The following is a 20,814-nucleotide window of genomic DNA, read 5'->3' on the forward strand; positions in this document are numbered from 1 at the left end:
TGGTATCACCCTCTAAAAGTTCAGTTCTACAGCATTCTTTACAGCTTGTTGTTCACGCTCATCTTCTAATTTATCAATAATTGTACGTTGAATGGCACGTTCGATCGGCATTACAGTCGCAAGGTCACTCATATCGATTAATGCACGAATACTTGCAGCTTCTTCAGATAATTGACCTTGTTGTGTCATTGTACGCATATCTTCGTTAAATTTAATAATTTGATCGATGAGTGCGTCATCTTGTAATAAACTTTGTGATTTGATAACTTCATGCAATGTGTCACCGTCAATATATTCCACGTTAATAACAACAAAGCGGTTTTTTAATGCTTCGTTCATTGGTAACGTACCAACATAACCTTCATTAATTGCGGCAATCACTTTAAAGCCTGGTGCAGCTTTAATCACTTCTCCAGTAAATGGATTTGTCAATTGGCGACGATAGTCAAGCACACCATTTAAGATTGGTAAAGTTTCAGGTTTTGCCATGTTAATTTCATCAATATATAAAATATGGCCTTCACGCATTGCTTTAATAACAGGTCCATCGATAAAGACAATTTCTTGATGACCTGCGTCTGATGTTTTAATTGTTTTGAAACCGAGTAAACTTTCCGCATCTAAATCGACAGAGCAGTTGATTTGGTGCATTGGGATATTTGTTGTTTCACTTAAAGTTTCCGCAAGACGTGTTTTACCTGACCCTGTAGGCCCTTTAAGTAAAATATTTTTATTTAAGCTAAATAATTTCTCGGCATCACCAAATACTGTTTTGTCTGAGTTGATGTAGCCTGCGTTACGTTGTGTCATGTTTCTTATCACCTTTCTAAAACGAATATTTAATAGTTAGTGTTTTTCTACTTAATATAAAAAAACATAAGAAAAAAGCAGATGGCACCTAGGAGCATCGCTTTTTTCAATGTGTTTCAGTTGTTTGCTTTATACTTCTTCAAAATATGTTTTGTAATAGCCACCAACAAGTCCAGAGTTATCAATGATTTGATAGTACTCTTCCGTTTCATTGACAACATCGTATGTTTTACCAATTGTCAACATATCACTAACTGTGAATTTTTTAGCGTCTGTATGAACGACTTTGACTTGTTTCACTGGTGTTGTTTCTTTCCAAGTTTCATGTAGCATATCAATCACCCTTTTATATTCAATCCTAGTTTATTATGAAATAAATCAGTCACTTTGTCTATAACTTGAGCTATGAAAGTTATGACTGTTTTTGTCTTGCGCACAAGTTATATTATAACGAACTCACAAGCAAAAGTAGCGATTTATGCTTGTGCTTATTGGAAAAAGATACCAAATAAAATAAAAATAATACCTGCATAAAAATAAAAAGCACGTTGTTTTCGTTCTTGTAACACATCGAATCCGTATAACACGATAAGACCGAGGCCAATCGTTTGAAATACTGGCCAATAATTCGTGAGGCCGAACAGACTCGTCAAAATGAAGATGAAATTAACTAAAATAATTAATACGCCAATAGATAAAACTGGAACGAGTAGTTTTTTGTTAATTTGCATATGGCTTTAATCTCCTATTATGAATTAATACTAGCGTACCATACAATGGAAGGTCATAAAAGGGTTGAACAGCCATAAAAAACTGGAGCATCCCTTCTTAAAAGAGACGCTCCAGTTAAATGGTTGAGTTGATTATGATTCAAGTAATAAATCTTCAGGGTTTTCGATAAGTTCTTTAATCGTTTTTAAGAATCCAACTGCTTCTTTACCGTCAATAATACGGTGATCATAGCTTAATGCTAAGTACATCATTGGACGGTTTTCAATTGTATCTTTATCAATCGCGATTGGTCGCGTAATGATTGAGTGCATACCTAAGATTGCTGCTTGGTTACCATTGATGATTGGTGTAGACATCATTGAACCGAAGATACCACCATTTGTAATTGTGAATGAACCATTAATCATATCATCTAATGAAAGCTTGTTATCACGCGCTTTTGCCGCTAAGTTTGCAATTTCTTCTTCAATTTCAGCAAAGTTTTTCTTATCGCAATCACGCACGTTTGGTACTAACAAGCCACCAGGTGTCGATACAGCTACACCGATGTCGTAGAATTGTTTAGTAACCATGTAGTCGCCGTCGATTTCAGCATTTACTTCAGGATATTTTTTCAATGCTGCAACTGCCGCTTTTGTGAAGAATGACATGAAACCAAGTTTTGTACCATTATGGTCTTCCATGAATTTTTCTTTTTTACGTTTACGAAGTTCCATTACATTTGTCATGTCTACTTCGTTAAATGTTGTTAACATCGCAGTGTTGTTGCTTACTTCTAACAACTTACGTGCTGCAGTTTGTTTTCTGCGATTCATTTTTTCGCGAATTACTGGTTTTGATGGATTTTGCGGTGCGGCTGGTTTTTCAGCTTTTGTTTCAGCAGGTTTTGCCGCTGGTTGTGCACCACGTTCAACATCTTCTTTACGTAAAATGTCGCCTGATTTTGCGCTTACTTCAGCTAAATCGATACCTTTTTCACGTGCTGCACGACGCGCTGAAGGTGTTGCATTGACACGTTCATTTGATGATGAAGCAGTTTCTTCTTCTTTTGCCGGTTGTGATTCAGGTACACTGTCCTCTTTTGCTGCTGGTTTATCATTTGATGTTTCAGCAGGTTTTGCACCACCTTCACCAACGATCGCAATTGCTTGTCCCACTTCTACAGTATCTCCAGCTTCGGCAAGTAATTCTTGAATTGTTCCTGCTTCTTCAGATACCACTTCAACATTTACTTTATCTGTTTCAAGTTCTAATAGTGCTTCGCCTTTTTCAACTGAATCCCCTACTTGTTTTAACCACTCTGCAATGGTACCTTCCGTAATAGATTCTGCTAATTCTGGAACTTTTACCTCTGCCATTTTGATATGCCCCCTAGATATTTAAGATATTTTCAATGATTTTATTTTGAACAATTTTGTGAATTTCTCCATCGCCTTCTGATGGTGCTGCACGGTGTGGTCTACCTTCGTACTCAAGCGTATATTTGTCGCCAATAATACGATTAAGTTGTGGATAAACGAAATGCCATGCCCCTTGGTTTTGTGGTTCTTCTTGTACCCATGCGACTGTTTCAAGGTTTGGTAACGTTTCGAAAAATTGTTTGATCTCTGCTTCAGGGAATGGATACAATCTTTCAACGGCTACGAGCGCTATTGAATCATTCGCTTCTTTAGCGAGACGTTCTTTAAGATCTACCAGCATTTTACCTGATGCAAGAATGACTTTTGTTACTTTTTCAGCATCGTGTGCTTCAACCAAAATAGGTTCGAAACCACCAGATGTAAACTTTTCGATTGGTTGTGCAACTGTTTTGTTACGTAACAAGCCTTTTGGTGACATAAGCACGAGTGGTCTCATCGCTTCTGTACCTAAACTTGCAGCTTGTGCACGTAATAAATGGAAGTAGTTACTTGAGCTTGATAAGTTACAAATTGTCATGTTGTTCTCAGCTGCGAGTTGTAAAAAGCGTTCAAGTCGCGCTGATGAATGTTCAGGACCTTGACCTTCGAATGAATGCGGCAACATGAATGTTAAGCCAGAGCGTTCACCCCATTTTGCATTACTTGAAAATACAAAGTTATCAAAATACATTTGTGCCATGTTTGCAAAGTCACCAAACTGTGCTTCCCAAATGTTAAATGATGAAGGATTTTCAACGTTATATCCATATTCGAAACCGACTACAGCTGATTCTGAAAGTGGTGAGTTGTGAATATAGAATGACGCTTTTTGATCAGGTACATGTTGTAACGGGATGTGCACTTTATCGCTATTTTGATCATGTAAGACAGCATGGCGGTGGCTGAATGTACCACGTTCACAGTCTTGACCAGTCATACGGATTGGTGTACCTTCTTGCATTACAGATGCGAATGCTAATTGTTCTGCATGTGCCCAGTCTACAAGACCATCTTCTTTTTCAAATGGTTGACGTCTTTGCTCTAAGATACGTTGCAACTTATTGAAGATATTAAAGTCTTCAGGGTATGTGAGCATTGCATCATTGATTTCTTTTAATCTATCGTATGATAACTCAGATGGATTGCTAGCGATAGGTTCTGAAATGTTGTCTGGACTTACCATATCTGCATTATCATTTTTATTTGTTTTATCGATTTTATCATGAGCTTGACGCATTTCTTTTTGAACATCATCCATAACAGCTTGCATGTCGGCTTCGCTTAGGATACCGGCATCAACCAATTTTTTACCGTAAATGACTTCAACTGTCTCATGTTTCTTAATATTTTTATAAGGCAGTGGGTTGGTCAACATTGGTTCGTCCATTTCGTTGTGACCAAAGCGACGATAACCAACAATATCAATGACAACATCTTTGTTAAATGTTTTTCTGAACTCCATTGCGATATCGATCGCTTCAATTGTAGCCTCCACATCGTCAGCATTGACGTGCATAATTGGTACATCATACCCTTTTGCAACATCAGTAGCATACGTTGTTGAACGACCATCCGTTGGTTCAGTTGTAAAACCAATGCGGTTGTTTGTAATTAAGTGGATTGTACCACCTGTGCTATAGCCCTCTAAGCTACCTAAGTTCATCGTTTCAAAGTTTACACCTTGACCTGGATATGCAGCATCCCCATGGACAATAATTGGAATTGCGCCATTGAAGTCTGTATCTAGTTGTCCAGACTGTGCAACAAAGTCTTGCGCAGCTCTTGTACGTCCTGTGACAACAGGTGCAACAATTTCCAAATGACTTGGGTTGTTCGCTAATGTAATACGTTGCTCAATGCCATGAGTTTGGATTGTTTTTACGCCACCGAGATGGTATTTAACGTCACTAGTCCAACCTGCTGTCAGTTTTAAGCTGCCATCTTCAGGTAGGAATGCCATTGGATCTGTATGCATGAACTCAGAAAGCATCATTTCATATGGCTTTTTCAAAATATGTGTCAGTACATTTAAACGACCACGGTGTGCCATACCGATTTGAATATTAGAAATTTCATTTTCAGAAGCACGTTTAATAATTTGTGCAATCATAGGTACGAGTGCATCGACGCCCTCGATTGAGAAACGTTTCGCACCTACAAAGTTTTTATGAAGATATTTTTCAAACCCTTCAACATGTGCAAGTTGTTTGAAAAGCTCAATTTTCTCGTTATCGTTTAAGGTCGCTTTGTATGGTGTCTCAATTCTACGTTTTAACCATACACGCTCCTTCGTATTATTAATATGTGTATATTCGAACGCAATAGACCCTTTATATCTTTCTTCCATACGCTGAATCGCCTCATAGGCATTGTCATAAATATCTTTAAAATGGTCAGAGACGATTTCTGCAGAGATTTTCTCGAGCGTTTGTTGGTCTAAGTTAAAGTCCTCGATGTTTAACTTCGGAACATTTGTACGTTGTGGTCTATTTACTGGATAGATGTCAGCGAGTAAATGTCCGTATTGTCGAATATTGTCAATCAAGCGCATAACACGTTTAATCGTGCTATCCCCCGAGCTTGATTGTGTTGATGTGTTTGAATATGGTGTGTTGTCATTTTTGATTGTGCCGAATAGCACTTGTAAATCTTCAGAAACTGAGCTTGGATCTTCTAAAAATTGATCATAAAGCTCTAACATTAAGCCTAAGTTAGCTCCGAAATTTACAGGCGCTTCGCTCACCTGTTTATCGTTCTTCATAATCCACCCTCCACTGAAAGAATAAAAACGCTTACAAGTAAATAATAGCATTAAATTGTGAACATTTAAAGGCAAAAAACTAGGATATTTTAATGATGTGCCTTTGCATTAAATGTAATGGTAAAGATTGTGAAAGCACCTTCTTCACTGTTGACTGAGATATGCCCGTCGTACAGTTTTACCATTTTAAGTGCGATTGATAATCCAAGACCATTACCCCCTTGTTGACGTGAGCGTGATTTATCAACGCGATAGAAGCGGTCAAAAATATGTTCCTGATCTTCTTTAGGTATGCCCATACCATGGTCTTTAATTTCGATGAGCACACGGTTGTTCACGTATTTCGTTTTAATACAAATATTGCGATTGATTTGGTCGTATTTAATCGCATTATCAATAAAAATAAGCAAAATTTGTTCCAAGTGAAAGGCGTTCATATTGAGATAAATGAAATCTTGATTGGTTTCAAAGTTGAATTGATAGTCAGGATGAATTTGTTTTAATGAATGCAGACGATTTTTAATTTCCAAGTTAACGTCCACTTCTTCTGTTTGAAATTCAATTGAGCGTGCATCGTCTTTCGTTAAAAGTAATAGTTCTTCAACAAGTTTGGTGATGCGATTCATCTCTTCTATAGAAATCGTTAAAGATTCTTCCAGTACAGCAGGATCCTTTTTACCCCAACGTTGTATCAAGTTTAAGTGACCTTGAATAATTTGAAGCGGCGTACGCAATTCATGCGAGGCATCTTCCACAAATTGACGTTGTTGATTAAATGAATCTTCTAGTTTCACCATCATGCTATTAAAGTTATCAATTAAGGCGTCTGTTTCTTCGTAGTTTGTTGGGACTTCGAGTTTCTCTTGGAAGCCGTTACGACGAATTTGTGTCATTTTTTCAGTAATGATATTGATTGGTTTTGTAATTTGAGATGAGAAAGCGTAACTAATTGATGCGGTTACAAATAATGCAATTAACCCAAAAATTAAAGCAAGATACGTAATGAAATTCAGCAAGTCATCGAAAACATCTAATGGATGGATGATTGTCGCATAACCGTTAAAATATTCTGTGTTGACAGGATTGGATACAATGATAAACGACCCATGAGAATTGTTAATAATCCCAATATTGCGGGAACTGGTTTTTTGAAAATCTGGCGTAAATTGAATGTTATCGGTATTCGCCGTTTCAATTAAATGTTTGCCGTTCTTATTGTATAAAATCGCCTTTTGATAGCTATTTGTTACGGAACTGAATTCTAGCGGTGTAATATTTTTTAAAGGTTGCGTTGCAAGTAGATGTTGCAATTCATCTGCACTGTGTTCCGCCTTTTCAAGTTCATTTTGTTTCAGTAGGCTGCTCACTGCATAAATGATGAGTAGGCAAAATATAAAAATAATTAAAAATGTAATAACTGTTGTGACGAGCGTCCATTTTGTTTTTAGTGTAGGCTGTTTCATTGACGAATCACGTACCCAACACCACGAACGGTTTCGATAATTTTTTCCTTGTGAATTGCTTTCAGTTTGTTGCGCAAGTATCTGATATAGACGTCGACAACGTTTGTTTCAACTTCTGAGTCATAGCCCCACACATGATTTAAAATTTGTTCACGATGCAGCACGTGATTTTTATTTTCTGCAAGTAACAACAGTAAATCAAATTCAGTTTTTGTTAATTCGATTGTCTGGTCACCATAGGCAACGTGGAAAGCAAGTTTATCTATAACGATGCCACTTACCTCAACAGTATCTTTTGAAGCGTGTTGTTCATCTGATGAACGTCTCACGAGCGCACGCATTCGAGCAAGCAGTTCTTCAATTTCAAATGGCTTAACAATGTAATCATCTGCGCCATAATCAAGCCCTAACACTTTGTCATAAATTTCACCTTTTGCAGTAATCATAATAATCGGTGTGTCTTTTTGCTTACGTAGTCGCTTACATACTTCTAGTCCATCGATACCTGGCAACATTAAATCCAGTAATATAATATCGAAGTCTTGTTGTAATGCAGTATTAAGACCCGACAAACCATCATTTTTAATAGCTACATCATAATTTTCATGTTTGAGTTCAAGTTCTAGAAAGCGCGCTAAGTTTTTTTCATCTTCTATAATTAGTACATTTTTCATGTTGTCACCTCACTCTAATGATAGGACAAAGAAAGGGTTTAATAAAGTTAAAAAAGTTTTGCGTTTCTAATTGACAATTATTCTCAATCAGGTATAATGTAATTGAAAATGATTATCAATCCCAACGATCCCCCCACTACAATTCGTTCTTTAGATTGAGTCATTTTCAAGTAATATCCCCTTTTATATGCCCGTATAAAAATTTCGTTGATATTAAACGTATTATAAAAGCCGTTGCATACTCTAAGATGCGACGGCTTTTGTGTTTCATTATGAAAGTTTGAGTGGTTTGTGCAGGATGAGTTGTGTCAGTACGATAAAGAATAAGCCACCTAAAATCCCTGCCATAATATCTGTTGGATAGTGAACGCCTAGATAGATACGAGACGCACAGATGAGCGCAATCATCACGATACATAAGCTGCTCACCCATATTTTTGCTTGTCCTTTAAGGATGCGTAGTGCAATAAAACAGAGACTACCGAAAAAGGCTGTCGACCCCATCGCATGACCACTCGGAAAGCTTAACCCTGAAATATCAATTAAGCGCATGATGTTTGGGCGCTCTCTATCAAAAATATTTTTTAAAATCGGATTTGTGAGTCCGGATAAAATCATCGTAAGTGTTAGAAAAAGTGCTTCCACACGATAGTGATAGCGGATTAATAACAAGACAGTGAGTAATGTTAAAACAACCATTCCGCCAACTTCGCCAATAAACGTCACAATTTTAAATACTGTTGTTGTGACAGGTCCCTCGGTAGCAAAAACTAACGTATACACGTTATGATCAATCCATTTACCGAGTGAAGATTGATGAAAAAATCCAATTGTTGTAAAAATGACTGTACAAACAATTAAAAACAGTATTCTTTTCCAATGTGTCATGGTTAACTCCTTTATGCGCGTACATCCTCAATAATTTTATTAAGCAATGCTTCTTTCGTATAGCTTTCTGTAAAGTTTTGCATTGCTGCGATATACGTATCACGTGATTGTTCTAAGTTATTAAGTGCAGTCGCAATCATACCTTCTGATAAAGTTGATTCATCAAGTGTGAGTGCGTAACCTTGTTTGGCAAAATAGTTTGCATTGTCAATTTGGTCACCGCGAGATTGATCTAAACCAAGTGGAATTAGTAACATCGGTAAGCGTAATGTTAAAAATTCATAAATCGCATTAGAACCCGCACGTGAAATAACAGTATCTGTAATCGCTAATAAGTCAGTGAGTTCATCTGTCACAAACTCATATTGAACATAACCAGGCTTTTGAATCGTTTCATCTTTCAAGCCTTTACCTGTTAAATGAATAACTTGATATTCTTGCAGTAACGTATCAAGTTCTTGTCGCAAGCTCTCATTGATTTTGGCACTGCCGAGACTACCACCCATAACGAGTAGTGTCTTTTTAGTAGGATCAAACCCTGTTAATGCATAGCCCTGTTCTTTGTTACCGTTTTTCAAATCTTCACGAATCGTTGCACCAACAAATACACCCTTGTCTTTTGGTACGTGTTTTAACGTTTCTTCAAAAGTCGTGTAAAGTTTTTTGGCAAATTTGATCGCAATTTTATTTGCGAGTCCTGGTGTTAGGTCTGATTCGTGGACAATAACTGGAATGTTGAGTGATTTTGCAGCTAACACAACAGGAACGGAAACGAACCCGCCTTTTGAAAATACAAAATCAGGTTTTTCACGTTTTAACACTTTGCGCGCATCGAACACGCCTTTCAGCACTTTAAAAACGTCTTTTAAATTTTCCTTTGAGAGATAACGACGTAGCTTACCACTTGAAATTGGATAATAAGGTGTATTAGGTAATTGTGATGTAATCATCTCACGTTCAATGCCTTCCTTTGAACCGATGTACATTGTGTCGTATCCTTTCTCAATTGCTGCTGGTATTAAACTTAAGTTTACGGATACATGGCCGATGGTACCGCCACCTGTAAATGCAATTTTAACCATAATGTTCCTCTCATTCTAATTGATTTTTTTATAATATGCGTAAAATGGTTTTCCTTTATCAAAAGGGAAAGTGTTACTTATCATTTCCCCAGTTTTAATAAAATTATGCTTGTTAAATAAATTTTGTGCACGTTGATTTTCAGAGAAAGTGTCGGTTAGCAGTGTTGTACATTGTTGTTGCACTGCATGTGTTTCAGCAAATTGCATCAATTTTTGTGCTGTTCCAGGATATTGAAACGATGCAACGAGTCTATGAATGACTAGGACGTTATCGCGACGAATCGGCCACTCGAGTTGGTCGTACCAGTCAGGGGCTTCATGATTGATCACAATAAAGCCTTTAATGACGTCATCTTCATCGAGCACATAAAGTGTTTGTTGCGCAATATCATTTTTAAAATCTTGTAACACAGGATAATGTGCGTCCCATTGTGGATTGTTGTCACGTTGCATTAAACCCTTGGCTTCTTCTACTAATGCAAATATTTGTGAAAGGTCGGACATCGTTGCAAGTCTCATATCTCATCACTCCTTCAACTGTTCTAACGTACGATTTAACATCACATCTTCTTCAGATGCTTTTTTAACAAGTTGTTCGGTCATTTTTTGATTTGTTTCGCGGTTAAATGTACCGTCATTTTCTAATTTGTTATCTGCTTGAAATGATTGTATCGCACTTTCAAGTGTCGTATCAAAATTTTCGTTAATTTGACCGACATTGTAGCCTAGTGCATCTAAACCAATTTTAACAGACTTAATATATTTAGATTGGTCGCCAACTTTAAACGTTTTATCAGAAGGAATGACCGTCATATTTTCATACGCAGCACCTTCTACTTTGACGTCCGGTTGAATGCCTTTACCATGAATATAATGCCCATCTGGTGTGAGCCATTTCATTTCTGTAAATTTAAGTAATGAACCGTCACTAAATTCGCGTGTCGTTTGAACGATCCCTTTACCAAATGATTTTTGCCCATATACTTTGGCAATGTGATGGTCTTTAAGTGCTCCTGTAAATACTTCAGATGCACTTGCAGAACCTTCATTTATTAGGATTGCGACATTTAGGTCTTTAATGCCTTTAAGTGGTGCTTGATCTGTTCGAATGGCTTGTCTATCTTTACCTTTTTCTAGTTGGACGACCGTTTCATTTTGGTCGACAAAGAGGTTTGCCATTTTGACAGCTTCATCGAGTAACCCACCTGGATTATTGCGTAAGTCGATTAACAGATTTTTAGCCCCTTGTCGCTGTGCTTTTTCAATGGCTGTTTTTAATTCATTGGCTGTACCTTCTTGGAATTTATTCACTTTAAAGACATGCGTATTTCCATGTTTTTCATGTTTTACACTGTCGACGTGAATGGTATCGCGTGTGACGGTGAAGTCTTTAAGTTCGCCACCACGTTTAATGGTTAACTTAACTTTTGAACCTTTTTTACCGCGCACTTCTTTAACTATTTCGTTGAGTTGTTTGCCTTTCACTTTATGACCATCAACCGCAATTAATTCATCTTTTGGTTGAATACCTGCTTTTTCAGCCGGAGCATCTTTAATTGGACTCGCAATATAAATGTGTTCATCCTTTTGTTCCATTTCTGCACCGATACCAACAAAGTCACCTGAAACATCTTCATTGAATGTTTCCGTTTCTTCTTTCGTCATATACTCCGTGTAAGGGTCGTTTAAGCTCTTTGTCATACCTTTAATCGCGTCATTAAGTAAAGCGTCTTTGTCTGTATTTTTATAATAATCTGTGGCAATCACTTTATATACATCGCCCAATTTTTCAGCATTTTTATCAATCGTTGGGTCTGTCGTACTATGTTTCCAGAACCACATACCCAAAATAATAAATAAAGCCGTTAAGATGATTGTTAAAATAATACTAACAACAAAATGTTTAAGCGGAATATATTTAGGTGTGCCGGATTTTTTTGAATGATTCTTTTTCATCTTACAGCTCCCTATTTATATCAAAGTTTAAATTTCTGGTGATGGGATAACGAAGTCTTTGCTAACGTATGAGATTTCTGATCTTTAATAGAGATTATCTTTATGCTTACCCTATTGCATTTACTGGTTCGTTTATAATTAGTGGCAGTAGCTGACTGATGTCTGACTTCGCCCTTGGCTTGTCACACATCTAGTCATTCTTAATTTTGCCCAAAAAAGGTTGAGATATGTCGTCCCAACCTTTAAATTAATCTATTTGTGATGTGTCCAGAACTATGGGTTGTGCCCTTCGATAGTCTCTAGAATTGAAGCCATTCTTGATATTCTTCAAAAAGTTCATCGAATACGGATAATGGCAACGTATAATTCCCTTCTGTTTCAATATAATCTGACAGTTGATCGAAGTCGGATTCATACTTAGGGAAATCTAAGTCTTGAAAAATCATTTCTGCAAATTCGCCTTTGTCATCACGTCTACCTCTAACGGTCAAAGCAAATTGGTAAAAAGATGCATCTTTCATTATTTAACTGTCACATCAACAACAAGTGTTTGTCCTTTTGTTAACGCTGGTTCTTCATGAATTTCGTGTGTATCAACTTGTTCAGCAAAGTTTGTCATAATGACTGGTGAAATAATAGATTTTGCATTTTGGTTAATATAATCCAAGTCGAATGTAACGAGGTCATCGCCGACTGAAACGCGGTCGCCACTTTCAACAAGTGTTTCAAAACCTTCACCGTTTAATTGAACAGTATCTAAACCGATGTGAACAAGCACTTCTAAGCCGTTATCAGCTTTAAGACCGATTGCATGTTTTGTTGGGAATACGTTATCAACAACGCCATCGATTGGTGATACAACTTTGCCTTCTGTTGGTTTAACACCGAAACCGTCGCCCATCATTTTTTGAGCAAAAACTGGATCTGGAATATCTTCAACTTTTACATATTCACCTGTCATAGGTGCGTAAATTTTAATATCTTTACTTGCTTCATTGCCTTTACCAAATAATTTCTTAAACATATGGTTCACTCCTCTTTATTTATCAAACAATCTCACGAATTCGCCGTAGCCAAGTTGTTCGAGTTTTTCATATGGGATAAATTGAATTGCTGCAGAATTGATACAGTAGCGCAGACCACCGAGTTCTTTAGGGCCATCGTTAAATACATGACCGAGGTGACTGTTACTACCTTCTGAGCGGACTTCTGTACGAATCATGCCAAAAGACTTATCGACGAGTTCAATGATTTCTTGATCATCGATAGCTTTTGAAAAGCTTGGCCAGCCGCAATCTGACTGGAACTTATCTTCTGAAGTAAACAACGGCTTGCCTGATAATTTATCGACATAGATGCCTTTGTCATAGTGATTCCAATATTCATTTTCGAATGGTGGTTCTGTGCCGTCTTGTTGTGTGACAAGATATTCAAGATCAGTTAATTCTGATTTATCTTTTTTAATCATTGTGTGTCCCCCCCAGTGTGCTTCGATAAATGCTTTTCTGCCAGAGCCTTTTTGATATTGTGCATAATGTGCTGGGTTTTTAAGATAATAATCCTGATGATATGTTTCTGCAGGATAGAAGTTCTTATAAGGCTCTACAGGTGTTACGATCGGTTTATCAAAAATACCTTGATCATCTAGTTTTTTAATTTTATCTAATGCAGTTTGTTGTTGTTCTGTGTCGTGATAAAAAATTACAGGACGATAACTGTCGCCTCTATCAAAAAATTGACCATTTTTATCAGTTGGGTCGAAAGTTTTGAAATAAATATCTAAAATCTCTTCATAGGAAATTACTGCTGGATCGTACGTGATCTGAACAGCTTCAACATGACCTGTTGTATTCGTACATACTTGTTCATACGTTGGGTTTTCTACTGTTCCACCACTGTATCCTGACACAATGCCTTCAATGCCATCAAATGATGTAAAAGGCTTAACAAGACACCAGAAACAACCACCTGCAAGTGTTGCGAAAGCCATAGTCATACCTCCTTATTCGGTATTAGTACGTTCCTTCTTTTAAGAGAATAAGTCCAATTGCACCTGTACCTGTATGTGTAGAAATTACAGGTGATGTGTGACCTAATTGGAAACTACCGATATTGAATGTTTCATCAAGTTTTTCTTTAAACTTGTGCATGAAGCCTTCAGCGTCAGCATGTGAAATGCCGACAGCTTCCACTTTATCATTACCAACGAATGGTTTAAGATCGCTGATGATTTGTTTGATACATGCGCCTTGTGTACGGACGTTATGAATCATTTCGAGCTTACCGTCAACGACTTCACCGATTGGTTTAATCTTCATGAGGTTACCCATAATACCCTTTGCTTTACTAATACGGCCACCTTTAATCAGTTGATCGAGTTGACCGATAATCACAAATAACTTGATATTTTTCTGTACTTTCTCAAGTTTTTTCACGATTTCTTCAGTTGGGATACCTTCTTCAATCCACTTCACTAAATATTGAATTTGATATGCAAGTCCCCATGAAATAGATTTTGAATCGATGACAGTAATTTTGCCGTCGACCATTTCGCTGGCTTGACGCGCAGTATGAACAGTACCGCTAAGTCCTGATGTTAAGTGAATACTAATGATTTCAACATCATCTTTCATTAATTCTTCATATTTTTCAACAAATTGTCCAAGTGCTGGTTGACTTGTTTTTAAATCATGGTTACCTTCAGCTAAATATTTGATATATTCTTCTGACGACATGTCAATTTGGTCTACATATGATTTACCATCAATTGTAACGCTCAATGGAATGACATGAATGCCATGTTTTTCAAAAAATGACGGATCTAAATCCGATGTTGAATCTGTAACAATAATACGCTGCATAGTGTATAGCCTCCAGTTTATTTTCTAGTGAGATGTAAAAATGTGTGTGCATATTTATTTTTATCGTCTACTGTGCCTTCAATCGCTGAGTCGACGTGCCAATCTTCAAATGTATATGGTGGGAAGAACGTGTCCGCTTGAAACGTATCTTGAATGACTGTGATGTACATATCATCAACTTTATCAATAAAAGATTCAAACAGTGTCTGCCCTCCGAAAATGAAAACGTGTCCTTCTAATTTTGAAATATCATCAAGGCTGTGAATAACATCTACGCCTTCAGCTTGAAATTCAGGATTACGCGTTAGGACAACATTACGGCGATTTGGTAATGGTTTGCCAATCGATTCATAAGTTGCACGTCCCATCACAAGTGTGTGACCTGTCGTTAACTGCTTAACGTGTTTAAGGTCGTTCGGTAAATGCCACGGCAATTGATTATTAAAGCCGATGCCTCGATTTTGATCATGTGCAACGAGTATGGATAATGTCAAAAAAATCACTCCTCGAAATTATACCGCGATGGGTGCTTTGATAGTTGGATGCGACTCGTAGTTGATAATTTCTAAGTCTTCGTATTCAATGTCAAATATTGACTTATCTGAGTTTATACGTAATGTAGGTGGTTCAAAACTTGTACGTGCGAGCTGTGTTTGAACAGCATCGATATGATTGCTATAGATGTGCGCATCACCGAATGTATGCACGAATTCGCCTACTTCCAAGCCACATTCTCTCGCAATTAGATGTGTCAACAAGCTATAACTTGCAATGTTAAATGGAACGCCTAAGAAGATGTCCGCACTGCGTTGGTATAACTGACAACTTAATTTATTATTTTCGACATAAAATTGAAATAGCGTATGACACGGTGGGAGCGCCATCGTATCAATTTCTGCAGGATTCCATGCGCTAATAATATGACGTCTTGAGTTTGGATATTGTTTGATTTGTTCAATAACTGTCTTGAGCTGGTCATAGTGTTTACCATCAGCACCAACCCAGTCACGCCATTGTTTCCCGTAAACATTGCCTAAATCTCCATGTTTTTCCATAAATGCATCATCGTGAAGAATGGCGTTTTTGAACTTTGCCATTTCTTCGTCATACACTGTTTTAAATTCTGGCTCATTGAGTGCACGATGCCCGAAATTTGTCATGTCAGGCCCTGAGTAGTCTGGGCTGTTTACGTATTTTTCAAATGCCCATTCATTCCAAATATTGTTGTTATATTGTAGTAAGTATCTTAAGTTGGTATCGCCACGAATAAACCAAATGAGTTCAGTTGCTATAAGTTTAAACGATACTTTTTTAGTCGTTAGTAGTGGAAACCCTTTAGATAAATCAAAGCGCAATTGATGACCAAATTTTGAAATGGTACCAGTTGCTGTACGGTCATCACGTTGATTGCCAATTTTTAATATTTCAGCACATAAATCATGATATGCCGTATCAAATGGATTCATGACGCTCACCTCTTTCCTTTACCCTCTATAATAGACGATTTTTAAGCATTTGAAAAATAATAAACAAATGCTGGGTGCAAAGTACCATTTGCCCCAGCATTGTACGATTCTTAACAGTGTGTATCAAACGCCTCTTTGATATCCATTGCTAAATCATTAATATCTCTGCCTTCAATATGCTCACGTGGTGTGAAGTGTACAAGTTGTTGTCCTTTAAAAAGTGCAAATGATGGACTTGAAGGTACTTGTTGAATATAGTTGCGCATTGTTTCAGTCGCTTCTTTATCTTGGCCAGCAAAAACAGTCACTTTATGGTCTGGCTTTTTGTCGTTTTGTTCAGCAACAGCAACGGCGGCTGGACGTGCTAAGCCTGCCGCACATCCGCAAGTTGAGTTAATAACAACAAATGTCGTTTCGTCGTCATGACGTCCGTCCATATATTCAGTTACAGCTTCTGATGTTTCTAAGCTTATAAAACCATTTTGTGTTAATTCACCGCGCATTTGTGCTGCTAATTCTTTCATATATGCATCATAAGCATTCATGAGTGATTCGCTCCTTTGTATTCATGTTTGTGTATTCTTGAGTCATTATAACATCATTTAGCGCGTACGATTTGCAATTTGTTTCCAAACTGAACCTAACGCTGCTTCACCTTGTTCGATACGTGTGATGGCCATTTCAATTTGCATGCGTACTTCATATGCTGAATCGTCTTGATGTGCCTTCAAAGCAGCCAACTGTTCAGGACCGCCTTCATCGAATAAGAACATCGCCGCACGCCAACGGACAATTTTATGCGGGTCATCTAGCGCGCGTGACATCTCAGGCAACGCTTCTGCATAACCTAGGTCGCTCAGCGCATCGCCAGCTGCACGCCTCACTGCCGGACTTTTGTCTTTCAGGCCTTCATACAAGTATGGCAAAGTGTCCTTACTTTCAATCATACTCAATAGTACGATGGCTTCACGTCGCAATTGTACTTTTTCTTCTCGTAAAGCATATGCCAACAATGGATAGTCATCTTCAGTTGGTTTTGGAAAAGCTGTAAGCATTCGTAAGCGTGCCTTCCAATCATCTGCTTGTTGGTATGTGTCTAAAGTAACGTGTTGGTATTGTTTTTGTGGTATATGTGCTGATGTTGTTTGTTGTGCGCGTTCAACGAGTTGTTGTAGCTCACTTTCTGGATAAAGTGCATTTACTTGTTCTTCCACTTCATCCATGACTTCATCAAGCGATCCGTATCGAATACCTAAAGTATGCCATTTTCTTAAAAATACGACATTATCACCTGGTAATTGTGCAGCTGTCATAGCTTCCACAAAGCGATCATGTAGCTGACGACGTACTTCTTCAGTAGGTGTTGTTAATTTAATTTGGTAAGGAATCTCTTTAAATTTAAGTATTTCAGCTTTAATTTCCCCAAAATGTGTGTGGGCTTCAGCATTTTGTGATGTATCAACTTCTTCGCCATTAAGTGTTGCGGTAATTCGTGGCAACACATCTTCCCAGTCCGCTTTCGGCATTTTATCAACAGCTAAAAAGTCTAAAACATAAAAAATAGATTTTACGCCTTCAACTGCCAACAAATGATTAATAAACGTCGGTTGTGATTCGTTGATTTCTGTGTAAGTGGTTGATTGATTATCTTCACGCTTTTCCGAAATAACGATTTTCATCGTATTCGGGCTTGGCGTTGGTTCAATTTTAATAATTTCCATAATGCATTTTACCCCCGTTGTGCAATACGTTATTGCAACTGCTTCCCTAAGGCTTGGATACGTTGACCAATCGAGCATGAATGGATACAAAAATGATGTGCAGCTGTTTTGCTTTCTTCTTTTCTTAAATGAGACTTAATTAAACATTGAGAACAATAGTCTGCCATCAATGAATCAATCGTTGCAATCGCCACTCTTTTTTCTTCAGTTAACATATCTGTCACCTCTCTTTGATAGATTACATAAACATACATAATGGTAACATGATTTGACGTCGTGTTGAAATGTTTGACTCGATTTAATGTTGAATTTTTAATTTTGTTGTTCTATGATAGATAAGTTGTTAAACAGCGGTTTCTAAACACCCGCATTATCAAAATTTAGGAGGATTTTTATGTATAATGAATTTGTAGGCGTTATCGCCTTTTTAGTTACCTTCGTCATGATGGTATTGATGTTTCGCTTTTTCGGAAAGCAAGGTTTGTATGCATGGGTTGCTATGGGTACGATTATTGCGAACATTCAAGTATTAAAAACAGTAGATATTTTTACAATTTCTGCAACGTTAGGAAATGTGATGTTCGCATCAATTTATTTAGCGACAGATATTTTGAATGATATTTATGGTAGAAAAGTTGCAAAAAAAGCTGTATGGCTTGGTTTTACATCAACACTTGTCATGATCATTGTGATGCAAGTGTCATTAGCTTTTACACCGAGTGAAGCGGATATCGCACAAGACGCGTTGAAGACGATTTTTGATGTCATTCCCCGTATTGCGATTGCATCAATTGTAGCGTATATTATCGGTCAACATATTGATGTCTTTATCTTCAATGCCATTAAGAAAGTATTCACTTCAGATCGTACGTTCTTTATTCGGGCATATGGAAGTACGACATTGAGTTCGATTATTGATACTGCCCTATTCGTATTAATCGCATTTTATGGTGGGCCACTACCAAATAATGTCATTTTAGAAATATTCATTACGACATATTTATTAAAATTAGTTTCAACAATTTTCAATGTGCTGTTCGGATATTGGGCGAAATCAATGTATAAACGTGGCAAAGTCAATGATGACGATATTTAAGAAATAATACTAAAAGGTAGCTATAGAAAGTTATGAATGACAGAGAAATGTGATTCAGACTTGTTTAGCTGCCTTTTTTTATATGTAAGGAGTAGCATATAATGGCAAAAATTTACTTTGATGCAGCGACGAAAGGAAACCCTGGATTAAGTGCGTGTGGTGTTGTTATTGTAGATGAAACAACGCGTCATACGTATACACAAGTTTTAGGAGAAATGGATAATCATAGCGCAGAATGGGAAGCGCTGATTTACGCCTTACAACAAGCAATACAGTTACAAGTACCTAATGCATTGATTTACACAGATTCACAATTAATAGAAGATGCGGTCAACCGCAATTTTGTCAAAAACAAACATTTTAAGCCGTATTTAGAACAGTTCAATCAACAGGCAGAGATGTTTGAATTATGTTTTGTAAAATGGGTACCGCGCGGACAAAATAAAGAAGCAAATCAGTTGGCGCAACAAACGCTTTATCAGGCAACGAAATAGTATGTAAAAAGAGACGGCACACGTTCATTGGATATGGAACGCATGTCGTCTCTTTTGCTTATTGCTCGGTTCTTAATTATGTCTTTTACAATTACTGTACTATCGTTTCTTGATTGCTCGCTTGCCAAGGCGTTTCACTTCAACTAATTTTGGGAGCACTACAGAAATCTAATGTTTTAACAAAGATTTCGTTGTAGTGCCCCAGCAAGGCTGAGTAGATGTGTGAGAAGTCAAAGGGTGTAGTCAGACATCACTTAGCTACTGCCAGCTTTGTATTTGTACTTTTAAAGCTTATCTTAATTATGGATTTTCCGTTAGGCTTGTTGCCATAGGCGTCTCGCAATCGAAACGATCTAAGCGTTAGTTTAAAAGTTATACACCCTATCTTAGAATCTACAAAACGGTGTTTGGTGTGTATTTACACAACGCTTTTAATTAAATTTAAATTGTTTTCTTATGTATTAAAAAAGGCGGAATGGCTTAATTGTGCCATCCCGCCTTTTAAGGCTATAGAATACGATTTATAACGATAGAATATATTTTTTTGCGACGCGTAGTTCGTGTTGATCACATACATTTAAAATATGTGCATAGTCAGGTGTAAATGCCATTTGTTGCCATATGTTGCTTGTATCGATTGGTGCGTCACAGACGATTTCGGCAAGTCGTTTTGAACATATTAAGTTGTCCATATCGGCATTAATTTTCTTCTGCTGACCGGCTGTGAGTGATGTGATATTTGAAATAACATTTTCAACAGAACCGTATTGTTGAATGAGCTTGATGGCTGTTTTTTCGCCGATGCCTTTAACGCCTGGATATCCGTCAGCACTATCGCCCATAAATGCTTTGACATCAATGAGTTGCTTAGGTGCTAGACCATAATGTTCACGGAAAGCAGCGGCATCAAATTTTAAATACTCGCTAAAGCCCTTTTTAACGAGCCAAATATGAATGTTATCTGCAGTACATTGGAGTAAATCACGATCTCCTGTAACAACGTATACATGCGCGTCTGTATCATGTGCACTTTGCGTTGCGAGTGTACCGATTACATCATCAGCTTCATAATTAGGCAGTCCAATATTAAAGAAACCGAGTTCTTGTGAAATTTGTTGAACGTGTCCAAATTGAGGGACTAACGCTTCGGGTGGCTCGGGACGGTTTTGTTTATAACCTTCAAACATATCATTGCGAAATGTTGATTTCCCCATATCCCAGCAAATTGCCAAATGCGTTGGCTGAATGTCAGCGACTGCACGTAATACATGACGTACAAATCCTTGCGTCCCGTTTGTAGGAATCCCTTGCGATGTCATCATAAAGTTTTTGTGAACACTTGTAGCATAGAAATGTCGGAATAACAGTGCCATGCCGTCTATTAATAAGATGCGTTTAGTCATAATGTTT

At 37.4% G+C, this 20,814-nt stretch carries 23 protein-coding genes and 1 pseudogene; 2 read left to right on the forward strand and 22 right to left on the reverse strand.

What is annotated here, in order from left to right; genetic code table 11:
- Nucleotides 1–12 precede the first annotated feature (12 nt).
- The 21 genes and pseudogenes from CD122_RS05365 to CD122_RS05460 all read right to left on the reverse strand — a co-directional run bounded on the left by CD122_RS05365 (nucleotide 13) and on the right by CD122_RS05460 (nucleotide 18,029).
- The gene (locus CD122_RS05365; protein ID WP_103357971.1) at nucleotides 13–810 is read right to left on the reverse strand and encodes an ATP-binding protein; all 798 of its coding nucleotides are present in this window, start codon (nucleotides 808–810) and stop codon (nucleotides 13–15) included.
- 129 nt (nucleotides 811–939) lie between these two features.
- Complete coding sequence (locus tag CD122_RS05370; RefSeq protein ID WP_103357972.1) at nucleotides 940–1,143, reverse strand: DUF6501 family protein; 204 nt, start codon at nucleotides 1,141–1,143, stop codon at nucleotides 940–942.
- Nucleotides 1,144–1,298: 155 nt separating this feature from the next.
- The gene (locus CD122_RS05375) at nucleotides 1,299–1,541 is read right to left on the reverse strand and encodes a hypothetical protein (RefSeq protein ID WP_240624124.1); all 243 of its coding nucleotides are present in this window, start codon (nucleotides 1,539–1,541) and stop codon (nucleotides 1,299–1,301) included.
- A 132-nt stretch (nucleotides 1,542–1,673) separates the two neighbouring features.
- Nucleotides 1,674–2,900: a dihydrolipoyllysine-residue succinyltransferase gene (sucB, locus tag CD122_RS05380; RefSeq protein ID WP_103357973.1), complete on the reverse strand. Its 1,227-nt coding sequence runs from the start codon at nucleotides 2,898–2,900 to the stop codon at nucleotides 1,674–1,676.
- 13 nt (nucleotides 2,901–2,913) lie between these two features.
- Nucleotides 2,914–5,703: a 2-oxoglutarate dehydrogenase E1 component gene (locus CD122_RS05385; protein WP_103357974.1), complete on the reverse strand. Its 2,790-nt coding sequence runs from the start codon at nucleotides 5,701–5,703 to the stop codon at nucleotides 2,914–2,916.
- A gap of 89 nt (nucleotides 5,704–5,792) precedes the next feature.
- Nucleotides 5,793–7,166: a HAMP domain-containing sensor histidine kinase gene (locus CD122_RS05390; RefSeq protein WP_103357975.1), complete on the reverse strand. Its 1,374-nt coding sequence runs from the start codon at nucleotides 7,164–7,166 to the stop codon at nucleotides 5,793–5,795.
- Complete coding sequence (locus CD122_RS05395; protein ID WP_103357976.1) at nucleotides 7,163–7,840, reverse strand: response regulator transcription factor; 678 nt, start codon at nucleotides 7,838–7,840, stop codon at nucleotides 7,163–7,165. Before CD122_RS05395 ends, CD122_RS05390 begins: the two co-directional genes overlap by 4 nt.
- A 270-nt stretch (nucleotides 7,841–8,110) precedes the next feature.
- Nucleotides 8,111–8,728, reverse strand: a complete 618-nt coding sequence (locus tag CD122_RS05400) for a phosphatase PAP2 family protein (RefSeq protein WP_103357977.1) — start codon at nucleotides 8,726–8,728, stop codon at nucleotides 8,111–8,113.
- An 11-nt stretch (nucleotides 8,729–8,739) separates the two neighbouring features.
- On the reverse strand, nucleotides 8,740–9,810 hold the full coding sequence (locus CD122_RS05405; protein WP_103357978.1) for an undecaprenyldiphospho-muramoylpentapeptide beta-N-acetylglucosaminyltransferase: 1,071 nt from the start codon (nucleotides 9,808–9,810) through the stop codon (nucleotides 8,740–8,742).
- 15 nt (nucleotides 9,811–9,825) lie between these two features.
- Nucleotides 9,826–10,329 carry a GNAT family N-acetyltransferase gene (locus CD122_RS05410; protein WP_103357979.1) on the reverse strand — a complete coding sequence of 168 codons (504 nt, stop codon included), beginning with the start codon at nucleotides 10,327–10,329 and terminating at the stop codon, nucleotides 9,826–9,828.
- Between the two features lie 6 nt (nucleotides 10,330–10,335).
- Nucleotides 10,336–11,766, reverse strand: a complete 1,431-nt coding sequence (locus CD122_RS05415) for a S41 family peptidase (protein ID WP_103357980.1) — start codon at nucleotides 11,764–11,766, stop codon at nucleotides 10,336–10,338.
- 299 nt (nucleotides 11,767–12,065) lie between these two features.
- Nucleotides 12,066–12,287, reverse strand: a complete 222-nt coding sequence (locus CD122_RS05420) for a YozE family protein (RefSeq protein ID WP_103357981.1) — start codon at nucleotides 12,285–12,287, stop codon at nucleotides 12,066–12,068.
- A complete protein-coding gene (locus CD122_RS05425; RefSeq protein WP_103357982.1) occupies nucleotides 12,287–12,790 on the reverse strand; it encodes a PTS sugar transporter subunit IIA in 504 nt (167 codons plus the stop codon). The genes CD122_RS05420 and CD122_RS05425 overlap by 1 nt, the downstream gene beginning before the upstream one ends.
- Before the next feature lie 15 nt (nucleotides 12,791–12,805).
- Entirely contained in the window at nucleotides 12,806–13,234 is a 429-nt protein-coding gene (msrB, locus tag CD122_RS12295; protein WP_240624125.1) for a peptide-methionine (R)-S-oxide reductase MsrB, read from the reverse strand.
- Between the two features lie 72 nt (nucleotides 13,235–13,306).
- Nucleotides 13,307–13,762: pseudogene (gene msrA / locus CD122_RS12300) on the reverse strand (peptide-methionine (S)-S-oxide reductase MsrA); the annotation flags it as partial.
- Nucleotides 13,763–13,778: 16 nt separating this feature from the next.
- Complete coding sequence (locus tag CD122_RS05435; RefSeq protein WP_103357984.1) at nucleotides 13,779–14,627, reverse strand: DegV family protein; 849 nt, start codon at nucleotides 14,625–14,627, stop codon at nucleotides 13,779–13,781.
- Nucleotides 14,628–14,644: 17 nt separating this feature from the next.
- Nucleotides 14,645–15,121: a dihydrofolate reductase gene (locus CD122_RS05440; protein ID WP_103357985.1), complete on the reverse strand. Its 477-nt coding sequence runs from the start codon at nucleotides 15,119–15,121 to the stop codon at nucleotides 14,645–14,647.
- An 18-nt stretch (nucleotides 15,122–15,139) separates the two neighbouring features.
- Complete coding sequence (locus CD122_RS05445; protein ID WP_103357986.1) at nucleotides 15,140–16,093, reverse strand: thymidylate synthase; 954 nt, start codon at nucleotides 16,091–16,093, stop codon at nucleotides 15,140–15,142.
- A gap of 110 nt (nucleotides 16,094–16,203) precedes the next feature.
- Complete coding sequence (gene brxA / locus CD122_RS05450; protein WP_103357987.1) at nucleotides 16,204–16,638, reverse strand: bacilliredoxin BrxA; 435 nt, start codon at nucleotides 16,636–16,638, stop codon at nucleotides 16,204–16,206.
- Nucleotides 16,639–16,695: 57 nt separating this feature from the next.
- On the reverse strand, nucleotides 16,696–17,814 hold the full coding sequence (locus tag CD122_RS05455) for a conserved virulence factor C family protein (RefSeq protein WP_103357988.1): 1,119 nt from the start codon (nucleotides 17,812–17,814) through the stop codon (nucleotides 16,696–16,698).
- A 29-nt stretch (nucleotides 17,815–17,843) separates the two neighbouring features.
- Complete coding sequence (locus tag CD122_RS05460; protein WP_103357989.1) at nucleotides 17,844–18,029, reverse strand: zinc-finger domain-containing protein; 186 nt, start codon at nucleotides 18,027–18,029, stop codon at nucleotides 17,844–17,846.
- Nucleotides 18,030–18,208: 179 nt separating this feature from the next.
- Between CD122_RS05460 and CD122_RS05465 the strand changes: the two genes are divergently transcribed.
- Together CD122_RS05465 and CD122_RS05470 are read left to right on the forward strand one after the other, a co-directional pair.
- Nucleotides 18,209–18,910 carry a queuosine precursor transporter gene (locus CD122_RS05465; protein ID WP_103357990.1) on the forward strand — a complete coding sequence of 234 codons (702 nt, stop codon included), beginning with the start codon at nucleotides 18,209–18,211 and terminating at the stop codon, nucleotides 18,908–18,910.
- Nucleotides 18,911–19,011: 101 nt separating this feature from the next.
- A complete protein-coding gene (locus CD122_RS05470) occupies nucleotides 19,012–19,404 on the forward strand; it encodes a ribonuclease HI family protein (protein ID WP_103357991.1) in 393 nt (130 codons plus the stop codon).
- A gap of 521 nt (nucleotides 19,405–19,925) precedes the next feature.
- Here CD122_RS05470 and CD122_RS05475 read toward each other — a convergent pair.
- Nucleotides 19,926–20,807, reverse strand: coding sequence for a 5'-3' exonuclease (locus CD122_RS05475; RefSeq protein ID WP_103357992.1), 882 nt, complete (start codon nucleotides 20,805–20,807; stop codon nucleotides 19,926–19,928).
- Nucleotides 20,808–20,814: the final 7 nt, after the last annotated feature.

It is taken from the genome of Staphylococcus rostri (genome assembly GCF_002902145.1).
Classification (GTDB): Bacteria; Bacillota; Bacilli; order Staphylococcales; family Staphylococcaceae; genus Staphylococcus; species Staphylococcus rostri.

Coding starts and splice junctions, on each gene's coding strand:
- CD122_RS05370 (WP_103357972.1), bottom strand. CDS start 1,143: ATGCTACATGAAACTTGGAAAGAAACAACACCAGTGAAACAAGTCAAA.
- CD122_RS05375 (WP_240624124.1), bottom strand. CDS start 1,541: ATGCAAATTAACAAAAAACTACTCGTTCCAGTTTTATCTATTGGCGTA.
- CD122_RS05460 (WP_103357989.1), bottom strand. CDS start 18,029: ATGTTAACTGAAGAAAAAAGAGTGGCGATTGCAACGATTGATTCATTG.
- CD122_RS05365 (WP_103357971.1), bottom strand. CDS start 810: ATGACACAACGTAACGCAGGCTACATCAACTCAGACAAAACAGTATTT.
- CD122_RS05465 (WP_103357990.1), top strand. CDS start 18,209: ATGTATAATGAATTTGTAGGCGTTATCGCCTTTTTAGTTACCTTCGTC.
- CD122_RS05475 (WP_103357992.1), bottom strand. CDS start 20,807: ATGACTAAACGCATCTTATTAATAGACGGCATGGCACTGTTATTCCGA.
- CD122_RS05435 (WP_103357984.1), bottom strand. CDS start 14,627: ATGCAGCGTATTATTGTTACAGATTCAACATCGGATTTAGATCCGTCA.
- CD122_RS05470 (WP_103357991.1), top strand. CDS start 19,012: ATGGCAAAAATTTACTTTGATGCAGCGACGAAAGGAAACCCTGGATTA.
- sucB (WP_103357973.1), bottom strand. CDS start 2,900: ATGGCAGAGGTAAAAGTTCCAGAATTAGCAGAATCTATTACGGAAGGT.
- CD122_RS05390 (WP_103357975.1), bottom strand. CDS start 7,166: ATGAAACAGCCTACACTAAAAACAAAATGGACGCTCGTCACAACAGTT.
- CD122_RS05385 (WP_103357974.1), bottom strand. CDS start 5,703: ATGAAGAACGATAAACAGGTGAGCGAAGCGCCTGTAAATTTCGGAGCT.
- CD122_RS05405 (WP_103357978.1), bottom strand. CDS start 9,810: ATGGTTAAAATTGCATTTACAGGTGGCGGTACCATCGGCCATGTATCC.
- CD122_RS05410 (WP_103357979.1), bottom strand. CDS start 10,329: ATGAGACTTGCAACGATGTCCGACCTTTCACAAATATTTGCATTAGTA.
- CD122_RS05425 (WP_103357982.1), bottom strand. CDS start 12,790: ATGTTTAAGAAATTATTTGGTAAAGGCAATGAAGCAAGTAAAGATATT.
- CD122_RS05455 (WP_103357988.1), bottom strand. CDS start 17,814: ATGGAAATTATTAAAATTGAACCAACGCCAAGCCCGAATACGATGAAA.
- CD122_RS05420 (WP_103357981.1), bottom strand. CDS start 12,287: ATGAAAGATGCATCTTTTTACCAATTTGCTTTGACCGTTAGAGGTAGA.
- CD122_RS05415 (WP_103357980.1), bottom strand. CDS start 11,766: ATGAAAAAGAATCATTCAAAAAAATCCGGCACACCTAAATATATTCCG.
- msrB (WP_240624125.1), bottom strand. CDS start 13,234: ATGATTAAAAAAGATAAATCAGAATTAACTGATCTTGAATATCTTGTC.
- CD122_RS05395 (WP_103357976.1), bottom strand. CDS start 7,840: ATGAAAAATGTACTAATTATAGAAGATGAAAAAAACTTAGCGCGCTTT.
- CD122_RS05400 (WP_103357977.1), bottom strand. CDS start 8,728: ATGACACATTGGAAAAGAATACTGTTTTTAATTGTTTGTACAGTCATT.
- brxA (WP_103357987.1), bottom strand. CDS start 16,638: ATGAATGCTTATGATGCATATATGAAAGAATTAGCAGCACAAATGCGC.
- CD122_RS05445 (WP_103357986.1), bottom strand. CDS start 16,093: ATGAATCCATTTGATACGGCATATCATGATTTATGTGCTGAAATATTA.